10 protein-coding genes are annotated in these 16,115 nt (G+C 41.0%); 4 read left to right on the forward strand and 6 right to left on the reverse strand.

The annotated features are described in order from the left end of the window. From pulA to QM351_RS06560, 6 genes are all read right to left on the reverse strand, one after another. Window positions 1-2,067 carry a type I pullulanase gene (gene pulA / locus QM351_RS06535; protein WP_414327050.1) on the reverse strand — a complete coding sequence of 689 codons (2,067 nt, stop codon included), beginning with the start codon at window positions 2,065-2,067 and terminating at the stop codon, window positions 1-3. Window positions 2,068-2,075: 8 nt separating this feature from the next. Beyond that, window positions 2,076-3,059, reverse strand: a complete 984-nt coding sequence (locus QM351_RS06540) for a LacI family DNA-binding transcriptional regulator (RefSeq protein WP_414327051.1) — start codon at window positions 3,057-3,059, stop codon at window positions 2,076-2,078. A gap of 11 nt (window positions 3,060-3,070) precedes the next feature. Then, window positions 3,071-3,883: a DUF1189 family protein gene (locus tag QM351_RS06545; RefSeq protein ID WP_342986788.1), complete on the reverse strand. Its 813-nt coding sequence runs from the start codon at window positions 3,881-3,883 to the stop codon at window positions 3,071-3,073. A 143-nt stretch (window positions 3,884-4,026) separates the two neighbouring features. Beyond that, window positions 4,027-4,869 carry a sugar ABC transporter permease gene (locus QM351_RS06550; protein ID WP_254728674.1) on the reverse strand — a complete coding sequence of 281 codons (843 nt, stop codon included), beginning with the start codon at window positions 4,867-4,869 and terminating at the stop codon, window positions 4,027-4,029. Between the two features lies 1 nt (window position 4,870). Next, window positions 4,871-6,169: a carbohydrate ABC transporter permease gene (locus QM351_RS06555; protein WP_003009143.1), complete on the reverse strand. Its 1,299-nt coding sequence runs from the start codon at window positions 6,167-6,169 to the stop codon at window positions 4,871-4,873. A 126-nt stretch (window positions 6,170-6,295) separates the two neighbouring features. Continuing rightward, entirely contained in the window at window positions 6,296-7,552 is a 1,257-nt protein-coding gene (locus tag QM351_RS06560) for an extracellular solute-binding protein (RefSeq protein WP_371608868.1), read from the reverse strand. A 449-nt stretch (window positions 7,553-8,001) separates the two neighbouring features. Here QM351_RS06560 and malQ point away from each other — a divergent pair, with 449 nt between their 5' ends. The 4 genes from malQ (at window position 8,002) to QM351_RS06580 (ending at window position 16,091) form a co-directional block, all read left to right on the forward strand. Next, a complete protein-coding gene (gene malQ / locus QM351_RS06565; protein WP_134974269.1) occupies window positions 8,002-9,531 on the forward strand; it encodes a 4-alpha-glucanotransferase in 1,530 nt (509 codons plus the stop codon). Between the two features lie 45 nt (window positions 9,532-9,576). Beyond that, window positions 9,577-11,835, forward strand: a complete 2,259-nt coding sequence (gene glgP, locus QM351_RS06570; protein ID WP_049471794.1) for a glycogen/starch/alpha-glucan family phosphorylase — start codon at window positions 9,577-9,579, stop codon at window positions 11,833-11,835. Between the two features lie 485 nt (window positions 11,836-12,320). Continuing rightward, window positions 12,321-15,149 (forward strand): GbpC/Spa domain-containing protein, encoded by a 2,829-nt coding sequence (locus QM351_RS06575; RefSeq protein ID WP_414327052.1) that lies wholly within the window; start codon window positions 12,321-12,323, stop codon window positions 15,147-15,149. A gap of 426 nt (window positions 15,150-15,575) precedes the next feature. Next, entirely contained in the window at window positions 15,576-16,091 is a 516-nt protein-coding gene (locus QM351_RS06580; RefSeq protein ID WP_414327053.1) for a hypothetical protein, read from the forward strand. Window positions 16,092-16,115: the final 24 nt, after the last annotated feature.

The raw sequence follows: 16,115 nt of genomic DNA on the forward strand, positions 1-16,115 counted from the left end.
TTATTCAGCTTCTCGGAGAAGGAGCCAACTATGGGCGGAAATAGAAAGTTCCTTTCCTTTAGGAATAGGTGTTTGGAGATTTGCATGAGGATAGGCAAATAGCAGTTGACTATCGCTCGGATGTTGATAGGTCATGTCCTGATCACCGATATTAACGAGAATCGTTATTTTTTCACGATTTTTTTCAATCGTGTAGATAAAATGATAATCAGACAACCATTTGACGTCACAGTAATCTCGAATCTCTTGTCCTTTTTTCAAACGAAGGAGAGGTTGCGATTTCCGGTAAGCAATCAATTCTTTAAGAAAAGCAAGTTCTTCTTGGCATTTTGAAAGGGATGTCCAGTCCAATTGGTTGAGACTATCTGGCAAGTTATAGGTGTTTTCTTCGAGCCCTTTTGTGCGGTAACGTTCTTGACCAGCATGGATAAAAGGTACACCTTGGGATAATAATACCAAATGAAGAGCGAGGCGTGAGAGAGCTTTTCGCTCCTCTAGACGAATCTCTTCTTTTTCAAGTTGGAAATAATCAAAAACAGTTGCATTATCGTGGCATTCGACGTACTGAATGGCTTGTTGAGGTTGGATGAAATGAGCAGGTCCTGCTTTCCCGACATTTGCTGTTAGGATATTAGAAAAATCATTGGCTGGATGTTGACTATCACAACGGTGACCGGCTAAGAGTGTTCTCTTGACCGTATCCCGGAAATTATCACTGAAAAAGCCAAAATCTGGTAATCGTTTTGAGTTGTACTGGTGAGCGAGCTGGTCTTCAGAGAGGCCTGTATCCATCTTCCACCCTTCCCCATAGAGATAGACGTTAGGATAGATTTCACGGAGCTCCTCTGCAATCTCTGTCATGGTTTGAATGTCTAAGATTCCCATCAAGTCAAAGCGAAAACCATCAAAACCGTAGAGGGAAACCCATTGCTTGAGGGATTGCTTGATATAGTGTCTCACCATGGAGCGTTCACTTGCGACATCATTCCCACAGAAGGTTCCATTGGTCCGCCCTCCTTCTGCATTATAGCGGTAGAAATAACCGGGTACGATTTGTTCAAATGCATACTCATCGGCCTGGTAGACGTGATTATAGACCACATCCATGATAACACTGAGATTAGATTGGTGATAGGTTGCAATAGCATCTTGGAGCTCCCAAATCCGTGCATAAGGATCGTTGGGGTCACTGGCATAACTACCTTCTGGAACATTGTATTGGACAGGATCATAACCCCAGTTGTAGGCTTTCCATTGATTCTCTTCATCAACACTACCGAAATCATAGACAGGAAGTAACTGTACATGGGTAATGCCAAGTTTTTGAAGGTAATCAAATCCAAGGATTTGACCATTGAGTTGAGGCGATTCTGTCAAGCCTTTAAACTTACCAGGGTGTTTAAAGCCGGCCTCTTTTTGGACAGAGAAGTCCCGAACGCTCATCTCGTAGATGATTGCTTCTGTCGGGTCTAGTTGACGAGCAGCACGTGTGATAGGACGTGTGATCTTCTTGCGGTCGACGACTAAGCTATCTCCAGAGTTTGCTAAAGAGGATAGAGCATAGGGATCGTGGATCCGACGTTCTAGGCCATTGACACGGAACTCATAGTGGTAGGCAGCTCCTTCCCAGTCCCCTTTAAGCAAAAGTTCCCAGACTCCATTTTCTGTACGATGCATTGGATAGACCTGATCTTCGATATGAAGGGTCACATCTTGCGAAATGGGTGCCCAGAATTTAAATTGCGTCTGATGTGGTGTGTAGAAACTTCCTAGATCCTCTCCACTATAGGTGAAGGTTTGATCAAAAATGGGTTTGCGAACGATGTTTCGATAGTGGAGTATAGAAGAATTTCCAGTAGCATCGTAGATGGTGTACTCTTCTCCGAGTTCAAGTGGAATAGGGCTTAAGAAATAGTCTCCTGTGTCAGTCGCTGCACTTGACGTTTTGACAGGGATTAAGGCAAGATGACCTTGGTTCGTTTTCAAATAAAAAGGAAGGATATGCTCCTCTCCCTTTTGGATACGAATGAGGTCTTGGTCATCTAAATAAGCAGTAAATGTAGACATAAAGACTCCTAAAGTTTCGTAATGGTATGGTCAATCAATTGACGGTAGCAGACGGTTTTTCCTTCTTTGTGATCTTTGATGATTTGAAGGATGGTCCGGACAGATTCACGCCCGAGTTCCACCGCATTGATGTCAATATAGGCTTCAATATCGAGTCGTGGCTTGATCGAATCAAAGGAAATAATCGGGATTGTCAGCTGGTGTTCTAATAGGTATTGGCGCACCCCTTCAGCAACGAGAATATCGGTCGTCATAATCGCATCTAGTTCTGTTAATGGTAGACTCTCCATCATTTGATAAGAATTATCTTCTAACATAAACCCAAATGAAAAATGAACGAGTTTTTCATCGAGAGGAATCCCTGCTTTTTGGAGGGCTTCTTTATAACCTTCGTAGCGGTCTTGAGACACAAACAGCTCTTTGTTTCCCCCGATAAAAGCAATTTTTCGGTAGTTTTGTTGAATAAAATAATCTGTTGCATCAAATGCGGCCTTGATATTGTCATTATCGACTAGCGAAACAAAAGGAGAGACCGCCTTTCCAAGGATGAGGAAGGGAAACTTGTCCTTCATTGCAAATTCAACGAGGGGATCATTCGGGTTGGAATAAAGGAAAATCAAACCATCTACACGATTTCCGTAGATGAGTTGTTTGAGATTATCGAGCCGCCGTTCTTCATTTTGCCCCGTACAGATTTGGATGGCATAATCATTGTCTGACGCGATCTGGGTAATCCCTCTTAAAACAGTTGGGAAGAAAGGATTCTGGTAGAAGACGTCACTGTCGATTGGTAGGACCAAAGCAATGACTTGACTAGATTGGCTGACAAGGCTGCGAGCATTAAGATTGGGATGGTAGTCCAATTCGACCATGGCCTCACGGACACGTTTTTTTGTTTCATCACTAATCGTGGATTTGTTTTGGATGACGCGCGTGACAGTTGAAGGCGCGACGCCAGCGAGTTTCGCCACATCTTTGATGGTAACACGCATGAGAAAACCTCCTAGCGGTGATAGTCTGGATCACGGAAGTGGGTCTTATAAAATACCATAGCAAGATAGAGTACAAATAAGACATTTTGGATCATGATCGTCGTAGTAAATACTTGATGGAATAGTAAACTGATGAGGACACTTAGTAAAATAGGGAGTCCCAAGCAATTCAGAATACAATTGAAACATTCCTTGAAAGTTTGTAGTGAAAAGAGTCGAGATTTTCGTGTCAAGTAGAGGAAGAAAGATGCCCCTACGATGAGAATCAAATAATTGACTGTCGATAAGAAGCCGGAGAAAATCACGAGAAAGAGACTGACAGGGAGTCGATTTTCACGGAACCAATCGCTAGAGATAGCTTGAGTGAAGCTTTTTTTATCCCGGAGGCTCTCCTGATTGATAGCCTGGTATGAGACGGTAGCGAGTTCTTTATTTTCTTTTGAGATAATCAATTGTTTGCGATCAAAATGGAGTGTTAACTCCTTGCCTTCACTAGCCTTTGCCTCTTGGCCTAAGATAACCTGTCCTTTTGAAGTCTTGTGTACAGGGTTAGTCCCTGTATAGGTGAGCTCTTGGTCTTTGATCACGACGTGTTCTTGGATATCTTTCATAACGTCTGTTGATAAAGGATCAAACACATCGCTGACAAAGGTTGTCAAAGGATAGGTTTTGAGTTGAGCATTTTGCAGAGCCACAGGTAATAGTGTGATAGAGATTAGAAAGAAAGAAGTAAAAATCATTTGGAACCAGCTCAGTTTTTTGCGGTTTGCAAAAGAAGAGCGAAAATTGAAGATACTTGCGAAATAATTAAAAGGATAGGGCATAAGATGACCTTTCTAAACATAAGAGTATCAGAAATGCAAAGAGAAATCTCTTTGATTGATTTTATTCTTAACGAAGGGTAGTAAAGCATCCACCATACTACCCTTAACTTAAAAATAAAATGTGCTTGAAATAAGATTCTATTTTATCCTTTATCTCCACCAGCTGTCAAGCCTGAAACAAAGTTCTTTTGTAGGAAGAAGAATAAGATACAGATTGGAACCGCGATCAAAATAGCACCGGCTGCAAAGAAGGCGATTTTTTGATTTTTTTGGTCACTGATAAAGGTTTGAAGACCAACGGCTACCGTAAAGTTCACTTCGTCACGAAGCAAGAATTTAGACAAGATATAGTCTCCGAAAGGCCCCATGAAAGCCCAAAGTGCTTGAACGGCAATCATTGGACGAACAAGAGGAAGGACGATTTGCCAGAAGCGACGGAAGTGTCCAGCTCCATCCAATTTCGCAGATTCATCGAGGGAAATTGGAACAGTATCGAAGTATCCCTTCATCAACCAGGCATTCATTGGAATACCACCACCAACATAAAGGAAGATCAAGAACCAAGGTTGGTTCAAGGCATTCAGCATCAAAGCCATAACGAAGAAGGCTGTGAGGGCTGCCATGGTTGGGACCATTTGAATAATCAAGAAGAAGACCAAACTTTGTTTACGCGCCAAGAAATTGTAACGGCTGTATGCGTAACCTGCGAAGGTAACGATACTTGTTTGTACAATCATGGTGATAATGGCGATAACCAAGGTGTTCATATACCAAGTGCCATAATGAGTTTCAGAGAAAAGTTTTGAGAAGTTATCAAAACTAAGATTGCCACTAAAATCAAGTGTAAAGGCACTGACATTCCCTGATTTGAAGGCTGATAGAACCGTAATCAACAATGGATAAATGATAACGATTGAAAGAACCACCATGTACAGGTAAGTCAAGAAATGATTGAGGCGGCGTTTAAATTGAACTGAATTTTTCATTTTATACATCCTCCATATCAAATGCATGTAGTTTCTTGAAGGCAATCATAGAAATTGAGATTACAATCACAGAGACAATCAAGGTAACTGCAGCAGCCATTGAATATTGAGGCGTTGAGTTCGATGTTGTCAATTTATAGATCCAAGAGATCAAGATATCTGTAGATCCAGCGTTTCCTCCGACAGAACCAGGTCCCCCATCGTTAAACAAGTAAATGATGGAGAAGTTGTTAAAGTTGAAGGTGTATTGACTGATCAAGGTTGGTGCTGCAACCGCAAGGATCATTGGGAAAGTGATGTTGCGGAATTTTTGCCAACCGTTGGCACCATCAATATAAGCAGCTTCGTAAAGATCGTTTGGAATAGATTGAAGAATCCCTAAAGTCAAGACGTAGAGGTAAGGGAAACCGAGCCAACCTTGCATCATAATCAAAGCGATTTTTGTCCAAGTAGGATCAGTCTTCCAAGGAATCAAGACCCCATCTAAGAATGGGAAGATCTTTGCAAATAATGGGATAACTTGCGCATTGATGGCCCCGACACTATCATTAAACATATTTGAGAAAGTTAGGATCGTGATGAAGGCTGGAACAGCCCAAGGAAGCAAGAAGATAACCCCAAAGATCCGTTTTCCTTTTACGAATGGTTGGTTGGCAACAATAGCGGTCAAGATACCGAGTACGATTTGAAGAGTAGAAGCTGCGAGGGCCCAAATAAAGGTCCAACCAAGAACCGATGTGAAGGCTGAGCGGAAGGTACTCAAGGTCCACATATTAGTGAAGTTTTGGAACCCGATCCAATCAAGCAAGGCTGTTGGAGCGGTATGTTTGAAGTCGTAGTTGGTAAAGGCGATCATCAAAGTTACTAAAACTGGGAAGATAATCGCAAATGTCATAGCAATGTATGAAGGAATGATCAATAAATATGGGAAGCCATTTTCATAGATGGCTTGAACCATTTCTTTTCCAGTTTTTGGAACAGCAATGCCATTGTTGATACGTTTTGCAACGGTTCCAGCATCCTTAATATTTAAGGCATAAAATAGGAAGTAAACAATGGTAATGATCAAGTGGAAGGCGCCACGAATCAAGATAAAGAGAGAATTATCTTGTCCACGGACGGTTCCAAGTGTAACCAATTTCGCTAATTCTCCAACTCCGATTCCTAGGAAATAGGCGAGAAAGAGAACAGTTACGGCAAGAAAAATATAGCCTTTGGTTTTTTGTTTGTTATAAATTTGCCCAAGACCCGGGATCAAAGAGAGCCACATAGCCTTTTTAGGGTTTTGTTCTGTAGTCATTCAAATCTCCTATAATGTCCTTGCCAGAGAGCAAGAAGACAAGTCAGACAGTAAGTTGTGCTTGAAAATTGAACATAAGAGGTTGGGACCTTGTCTCCAACCTCTTACTCACACCTAAAAACTGTCTTATTTGCTACCGAATTTTTGTTCGATGGTTTCTTTAATCAATTTCACTGCATCGTCAGCAGATGCTTTTGCAGATTTTTTACCACTTACAGCATCGAAAAGCATAGTAGCAGCTGGATCCCAAACAGCACTCATTTCTGAGATATTTGGCATTGGTTGAGCGTTCTTGAATTGATCAACAACGGCAGTTGTCAATTCATCGTTTTTGCTAACCGCATATTTACGAGCTTCGGTGTTGGCAGGAACTTCATTGGTCTTGTCAAACAAAGCTTTTTGTTGATCAGTACTTGTCAAGAAGTCAATGAATTTTTGAGCGCCATCAAGGTTTTTCGCACCTGCAGGGATAACCCAAGCTTTACCACCACCAAAGGCAGAGTATTGTTTTCCGTTTGGAAGAGTTGGAATCGTTGCGACACCGTAGTTTACTTTAGCTTCTTTCAATGAAGCAGCTTTCCAAGGACCATCGATGATAGCAGCTGTTTTACCTTCTTGGAATTGTGTTTGGATGAAGTTAGCAGCACCTTTTGTATCTTGCAAACCTTTTGGCCATTTAGCATACCAAGTTTTTGCATATTCGATACCATCGATAGAACCTTGGTTGTTCAATCCAATATCTTTAGGATCTGTACCGTCTTTACCAAACACATAACCGCCGTTACCTGAAAGTAAACCGTAAGTGTAGTAGAAGTTTGTCCAGTCAGCTAAGAAGGCAGTTGTTTTACCAGGTTCGCTAGCGAAGTCGTACTTGCTATCTTTTGCAAGATTTTCAAGATCACCAAATGTTTTTGGAGCTTCGCTTACAAGATCTTTGTTATAGTAGAGAACCAATGTTTCGATGACAGCAGGTGCACCGTAAACTTTACCACCGTTTGTTACAAGAGCTTCAGTTGTTTTATCTGTATGGCTATCTTTGTTTAATGTCACTTCAGCCAATTGACCATCGCTACCAAGACCACCTACACGGTCGTATGGAGCCATCATTACGTCTGGAGCTTTTTTAGATTGGTTATCAAGAGAAAGGTTATCCAATCCACCAAGAGCATCACCAGTCTTGATGTTAACTTTTACGCCATTTTCTTTTTCAAAAGCTTTTGCAGCTTCTTCAACATAAGATTTGTAGCCTTTGTCTACATAGACGTTGATTTCTTTACTTGCCTCAGAAGAACCTGATGAGCTATTGCTACAAGCAGCAAGTAAGAAGCCGGCAAAACCAACTGTACCAAGTACAGCAGCACTACGTAAAATTGTACGTTTCATGATTTATTCCTCCTAAAGAATAAAAAAAGATAATAATTAGAAACCGTTTTAGACAAACGTTTTCCTAAAACGTCTTAAGTATATCACAAGGCGAAAACGTTTGCAAGTAGTTTTAAACAATTTTTTTAAAAATATTTTAATTCCGAACTTTCTTCTATAAAATGCATCAAATTTGTTGACATTAGCCAAAGGAAAGAATACACTAAGGGGGTGAGGACATTCTGAAAAAAGTTAAAAAAGTTTTTAAGAAATCCCTTGCAGAAAATAGGGAAAAAGTTTATAATAACATGGTACGCAAACGTTTTCGCAAAAATTGCGTAAACTGAGTTGCGCCTGTTCGATTTTTAACAAAGAGTAGAGCCGCTTGAGAGCTGGATACGACTCTGCAACGATACCCATACCGTGCACCGAATCGCAGGCTTCAAAGAAATAAAAAAAGGTGGTAACCCATGAAAAAACGTCAAAGTGGTGTTTTGATGCACATTTCTTCCCTTCCTGGACAATACGGGATCGGATCATTCGGTCAATCAGCATATGATTTTGTTGATTTCCTCGTTCGGACCAAGCAACGTTACTGGCAAATCTTGCCGCTTGGTACAACTAGTTATGGAGATTCTCCATACCAATCTTTCTCAGCTTTTGCTGGGAACACTCATTTTATTGATTTCGATCTTTTGATTGAACGAGGTTTGTTGACAGAAGCAGATCTTAAAGGAGTGGACTTTGGTCAAGATCCTACTCAAGTGGATTATGCAAAGGTTTTCGAACAACGTCGTCCGCTACTTGAAAAAGCCGTTGCGAACTTCTTGAAATCAGGTGATCAAAAAGAATTCCAAGCCTTTTGCGAAGCCAATGCTTCTTGGTTGGAGCTCTTCGCAGAATACATGGCTATTAAAGAACACTTTGATTTGAAAGCTTGGACAGAGTGGCCAGATGCAGCTATTCGTGCGCGTGAGCCAAAAGCTTTGGCTAAATACCGTGAAGAATTGGCTGATCAATTGACTTACCATCGTGTAACTCAATTCTTCTTCTTCCAACAATGGTTGGCCTTGAAAGCTTATGCCAACGACCACCACATTGAAATTGTGGGAGATATGCCAATCTATGTAGCGGAAGATTCAAGTGACATGTGGGCTAATCCTCATCTCTTCAAAACAGATGAAAACGGAAAAGCAACTTGCATTGCAGGATGCCCGCCAGATGAGTTCTCAGCAACTGGTCAACTTTGGGGGAACCCAATCTATGACTGGGAAGCAATGGACAAAGATGGCTACCAATGGTGGATTGAACGCTTGCGTGAAAGCTTCAAGATCTATGACATCGTTCGGATCGACCACTTCCGTGGTTTCGAATCATACTGGGAAATCCCTGCTGGTTCTGAAACTGCAGCACCAGGTAAATGGGTCAAAGGTCCTGGCTACAAACTCTTTGCAGCCGTGAAGGAAGAGCTCGGTGATTTGAACATCATCGCTGAGGACCTTGGCTTTATGACGGATGAAGTTATTGAGCTTCGCGAACGTACTGGTTTCCCAGGAATGAAGATTCTTCAATTCGCCTTCAATCCTGACGATGAAAGTATCGATAGCCCTCACTTGGCACCAAACAACTCTGTGATGTACACTGGAACACATGATAACAACACAGTTCTTGGATGGTACCGCAATGAAATCGACGATCCAACTCGTGAGTATCTTGCTCGTTATACCAACCGGAAAGAGTACGAATCTGTACCGCATGCTATGCTTCGCACCGTCTTTGCTTCCGTCAGCTTCATGGCGATTGCTACGATGCAAGACTTGCTTGAGTTAGATGGCTCAGCTCGGATGAACTTCCCATCTACTCTCGGTGGTAACTGGTCATGGCGAATGACAGCGGATCAATTGACTCCAGCTGTCGAGCAAGAATTGCTTGATTTCACTACGATCTATCGTCGTGAAAACAAAGACTTGAAAAAAGAAGTTAAGAAAGCAAAAAAATAATCTTTCCCCCCTATTAAAATTGTTGAAACAAAGGAGACTCCCAACATGGAATCATTACAAAAATATGTGATTGATCATCATCAAAAAACAATTGCTGAATGTTCAAATGAAGAATTGTACATTGCCTTGCTAAATTACACGAAGCAAGCAAGCGCTCAAAAGAAATTAAATACTGGTAAGAAAAAAGTTTACTACATCTCAGCTGAGTTCTTGATCGGTAAACTCTTGTCTAACAACTTGATCAACTTGGGTCTTTACGACGATGTTAAAAAAGAATTGTCAGATGCTGGTAAAGACTTGATCGAAGTCGAAGAAGTGGAATTGGAACCATCACTTGGTAACGGTGGTTTGGGACGTTTGGCAGCCTGCTTTATCGACTCTATCTCAAGCCTTGGTTTGACAGGGGATGGGGTTGGTTTGAACTACCACTTTGGTTTGTTCCAACAAGTCCTTAAAAACAACCAACAAGAAACGATTCCAAATGCATGGTTGACTGACCAAAGCTGGCTCGTTCGTTCAAGCCGTAGCTACCAAGTGCCATTTGCACACTTCACATTGACTTCTACCCTTTATGATATCGATGTCCCTGGTTACAAGATTGAAACCAAGAACCGTTTGCGTTTGTTCGACTTGGATTCAGTTGATTCATCTATTATTGAAGATGGTATTAACTTTGACAAGACAGATATCGCTCGCAACTTGACCCTCTTCTTGTACCCAGATGATAGTAACCGTCAAGGGGAATTGCTCCGTATCTTCCAACAATACTTCATGGTATCAAACGGTGCACAATTGATCATCGACGAAGCCATCGAAAAAGGAAGCAACTTGCATGACCTTGCTGACTATGCTGTTGTCCAAATCAACGATACTCACCCATCAATGGTCATCCCTGAATTGATCCGTCTTTTGACAGAACGTGGTATTGGAATGGATGAAGCCATCTCTATCGTTCGTAGCATGACGGCTTACACTAACCACACAATCCTTGCAGAAGCCCTTGAAAAATGGCCACTTGAATTCTTGCAAGAAGTGGTTCCTCACTTGGTTCCAATCATTGAAGAATTGGACCGCCGTGTTCGCGCTGAATACAAAGATCCAGCTGTTCAAATCATCGATGAGAATGATCGCGTACACATGGCGCACATGGATATCCACTATGGATTTAGCGTAAACGGGGTAGCAGCACTTCACACAGAAATCTTGAAGAATTCTGAGTTGAAAGCCTTCTACGACATTTACCCTGAAAAATTCAACAACAAAACAAACGGTATCACATTCCGTCGTTGGCTCATGCATGCCAACCCAACCTTGTCACACTACTTGGATGATATCCTCGGACGTGACTGGCACCATGACGCATCTAAATTGGAAGACCTTCTTTCTTATGAAGATAAAGATGCAGTCAAAGCAAAATTGGAAAACATCAAGTCTCACAACAAACGGAAATTGGCTCGTTTCTTGAAAGACCATCAAGGTGTGGAAATCAATCCTAACTCTATCTTTGATACCCAAATCAAACGTCTCCACGAATACAAACGTCAACAAATGAACGCTTTGTATGTGATCCACAAATACTTGGACATCAAAGCTGGAAATATCCCTGCTCGCCCAATCACTGTTCTCTTTGGTGGTAAAGCAGCTCCTGCCTACACCATTGCACAAGATATTATCCACTTGATCCTTTGCTTGTCTGAAGTGATTGCAAACGATCCAGCAGTAGCTCCACACTTGCAAGTCGTTATGGTAGAAAACTACAACGTGACTGCTGCAAGCTACTTGATTCCAGCTAGCGATATTTCTGAGCAAATCTCCCTTGCTTCTAAGGAAGCTTCAGGTACTGGTAACATGAAATTCATGTTGAATGGTGCGTTAACACTTGGTACTATGGATGGAGCAAACGTGGAAATCGCTGAATTGGTTGGACGTGACAACATCTACATCTTCGGTGAAGATTCAGAAACTGTAATCGATCTATATGAGAAATCAGCATACAAATCAGCGGACTTCTATGAACGTGAAGCTATCAAACCATTGGTAGACTTCATTATCAGCGATGCCGTTCTTGCAGTTGGTAACAAGGAACGCTTGACTCGTCTTCACAAGGAATTGATCAACAAAGACTGGTTCATGACTCTTCTTGACTTGGAAGACTACATTGTAACCAAAGAACGCATGTTGGCTGATTACGAAGACCGTGATGCATGGTTGGATCAAGTTATCGTAAACATTGCTAAAGCAGGATTCTTCTCATCTGACCGTACGATCGCTCAGTACAATGAAGATATCTGGCACTTAAACTAATCATTAGTTGTTAGACCAAGGTCCATAAGACCTTGGTCTTTTTCATTACTTCTCATTTGGGAGAAGAAATGGAGCTAGTTTAGGGAATGGACACTCTGCAAAAAGTGTTGTTTTTTTGAATTTTGCAACCCCTAAAGGGAAAAAATTACATAATTTTTATTTCAGTCTTCAAATCTAATTTATTGGTATAAAAAAATACTTCCCTTTAAAAAGCCTTTCGGTGAAATTTATAAAAAGAGAAAGTGTCTTAAAAACCCTTGAAAATAAAGGATTTTTTCACAGGCGTTTGCATATATTTTCAACTAAAGATGGGGAAGGCAAGGAAAGTTTGGGGATTCAAGTTGTTATATATTTAAAGTAAAATAAAAAATTAAATTGACAAATATATAAAAATGGTTGATTGTGATACAATGAAGTTAACTGGAAGTAGCATATTTTTGCCTCTACAGTGAGATTTTTTTAAACAAAAAAGGAGAGTTTTGAAAATGAAAAGCTATCGTGAACATGTTTCGAAGCAGGAAAAATTTTCAATTCGTAAGTTATCAGTCGGTGTTGTTTCATTGGCCATCGCTGGATTGGCTACTGTTAATACCTACGGAGCAGAAGTGAAAGCAGATGAAGCAACAGCGCCTGCAACTGAAGCGACTACTACGGATACAGCAACAAGCGATGCAGCTGTTTCAACAAGTTCTAAGTTGACATCTACAACTGTGACAGAAGGAAATAAAACAGTTACGACGACTTATGTAGAATCACCAGAACTTGAAAAAGCAAAAGCTGATGCGGCTACAGAAGGTGTGACCGTTACAGAAGAAGCTGAAAAAGTCCAACCATCTATCGCAGCAGCAGAAGCAGATAATAAAGCTCAAACAGCTGAAATCAACACAGTAGTTGATAACTACAAAAAGGCAAAAGCGGAGTATGAAGCAAAATCTCAAGAAATCACATTGATTGAAAAGAGAAATGCAGAAGCAGAAGCGGCTTACAAGAAACAAGTAGAAGACTACAAAACCCAACAAGCAGCTTATGATAAAGCTTTAGAAGAGTACAATGCTAAAAAGGTAGCCTACGATGCTAAAGTAGCAGAAAAAGCAGCAGCAGATAAGGCCAATGCAGAAGCAAAAGCTAAGTATGAAGCAGAAATGGCTGTTTACAATACAGCGAAAGCGCAATACGATAAAGATTTACAAGAATACCAAACTAAGAAAGCGCAATACGATAAAGATAAAGCAGCTTATGATCAATTGGTAGCGAAGAAGGCAGAAGAAGATGCTGCTAAGGCTCAATACGAAGCTGATCTTGCAAAATACAATGTAGAAAAAGTACAGTACGAAAATGATTATATTGCTTATCAAAAGAAATTAGCTGAATACGAAGTTGCCAAAAAACAATATACGGACGCGAAACAAGCATACGACAAATATATGACAGACAATGCGTATGCTGACCTTAAAAATGTTTCAACTGTTCAAGATTTGACCTTCCAACGTGAAGGTGGTGCAACTCACACCATTGACGGCATCAGCACTTATCTTACTCGTGATGCTCAAGCTCGTTTAAATACAAGCAATGTCCATCAATATGATTCTAATAAATTGGAAGCTTCAGATATTGTAGCAACTAGTCCTTGGGCCAATAATGAAACTGAGTACATTCAAGTGAAAGAAGGCGATAAATTTGTCGTTACTTATGATAACTTGAATCAGTCCAGCATGCGTGAAAATACGGATATGCATCCAATCAAACGTGTGATTTACCGTTATGAGATTTTAAGTCTTCCATCAAATGATGGCAAAGGGATTGCAGCAGTCAACGCAGATCCAACGGTAACCATGACAGTGGGTGCTTCAACAGACCAAGACAAACCTGTTAAGGTTGCTGTCGATGTTGAATTCTATGATGGTGATGGCAATAAATTTGATTTGACTCAACGCAATGCCATTGTCGCTTTGAACTCGCTCAACCACTGGACAGGTGCTTCCTATGTCGATAGTGGAGACAAACCTCGTGCCCTTACAGTAGAAGCCAAAGATAAAAATGGCAACACTGTTCGTGGAACTTGGGATCCATATGCAGATGGTTCATCCATGAGCATTGAAAACAATGAAGTGAAGGTTAAAACAGGAAAAGCAGACTTTGGTACTGCAACTGTTTCCATTTCAGCAGACAACCCTCTCAAAATTGTGACTCAGAAATATGGTTATGTTAAAGATGACACAGGTAAATGGGTTCCTGGTACGACACCTGAGAAGGAAGAAGTAACGGATGCGTTAACTGTAAATGCTTCGGGTTCAGGAAGTGTTCATTCTATTGGTACAGAAGAATTTACCTTTGAAGGTAAGGATGATGTTATCGGATCATACAAAGTAGATGCAACTACAGGTCAAATTACGTTCACGCCTAAGAAGAAATTTGAAAACGTGGAACACCAAGAGTCTGTAAATGTTGGAAATAATAAATTTATTCCAATTCCAAACTCAAGTGTTTCTTATGATGCTGCTACTAAAGAAGTGACTTCCTTTAAAGATAACCAATATATTGAACATGGCTCTGTCTTTAACGGTGAATCTTCAACAACTCTTGAAGGTTGGGATAATCCATCTTCTCCATACCTCTATTATGGTGGAGCAGGCTTGAAGATGTCAGATGGACACTTAGTCTTTACGGCTAATGGTGCCAATGCGGCTGGTCAACCAACGGTTTATTGGTTTGCCATCAACTCAAATGTAGGTCTTCCTAAAGAGCCAGGAGAAAAACCGAAAGAGCCAACAAAACCAACAGAACCAAAGGCTCCAACTCCACCAACACCAACAGTTGTGGAAGTGCCAGCAGAGCCAAGTAAACCTGAAGAACCTAAATCACCAACTCCGCCAACAGCACCTAACTACACTGTGATTACGGTCGATGTGGAGGAACCAAAAGCTCCAACTCCACCAACAGAGCCAACCCCACCAACTCCTGAAGTCGTTCCAAATACGAATCCGGTGAAACCGGAAGCTGAAGTGAAATGGCATAAGAATAAAGTGGTAACGGAAACAGATATTCCAACCCCACCAACACCAGTTCCACCAACTCCACCAACTCCATACAACCCACCTACACCAATTGTTCCACCTACACCAATCGTTCCACCAACTCCAGAGGTTCCAACCGAACCAACTCCTGAAGTTCCGGAACAGCCTGTACAACCTGCGCAACCACAAACACCTACGCTTCCAAATACAGGTACAGAAAGCTCAACTGCAGCTGTTCTTGCAGGTGCGATGGCTGGATTGCTTGGATTGGGTCTTGCACGCAAGAAAAAAGAAGATTAATTCTTATTTCTGTCGTTCATTCATCTAAATAAAGAAAGTCAGAAGGCAAGTTCTTCTGGCTTTTTTGATGGAGTGATGACCAAATAGTTGAGAAATAGAACAGAATAGTTTTTGGATGAGGAGAGGAAATGGCTTTTATAGACCAAATCGTGTCGAAATGAAGCAGAATAGAAATGGATGACACAAGAAGAAGAGAATGAGGTATACTGGTGGTGTTCGAATGAAAGTTTATAGGACTCCGTTATATCTCTAATCATTCCAATGATACAGTTGCGATGGCTTTTCATCTTTTGCACACATTACTTTTCCAAATGAATTTCATTTGAACGTATCAGTGATCAGGCAAGTGCTTCCACGGTTTTGAGGCGCTTGCCTTTCTATCTGTATCGCGATATAATAGGGTGTAAGAAATGAAAAGGAGTTTGTATGAAAAAGAAACCTATCTATCTTTACATCCTGTTATTTTTCTCTACGGTTGGAACCCTGACTTCAGCTGTCTCAACCTTTGGAGCTTCAAAGAGTTTTGAGCTGACAGATGATTTTGCGAAACAACTTGGTTTAACAACGGCTCAAGACAAGGCTGACTACGTGACATATTATGAGAAATCAACCCAACTCAATCAGTCTCCACTAACCTTTTTATTTGTTTCCCTGATTCTGATTGCCTTACTGGCAACTTTCTATTTCCTCTTTATGAAGCAGGATCTGTTAACAGCCCATTATACTTACATGGGGCAGATTTTATTAAGTCAAGCCTTCTCTTGCTATAATTATTTTGCAGGGCGTCCACTATTAGCTAGTTTTTCAACCCCGTCCCTTCGCCAACGATATCTGGCATCTTCGTCCATTGCTTTGTTACTCTTGACTGCTTTATCTCTTCTCTTCCTTGGGATTGTTTTGTATAAAACCTTGCGTTTGAGAAAAGCTCAAGCTACGGCATAATAGATAAGTTTGAATGGAGCTCTC

It is taken from the genome of Streptococcus parasanguinis, from assembly GCF_047465465.1.
GTDB classification, from domain to species: Bacteria; Bacillota; Bacilli; order Lactobacillales; family Streptococcaceae; genus Streptococcus; species Streptococcus parasanguinis_AI.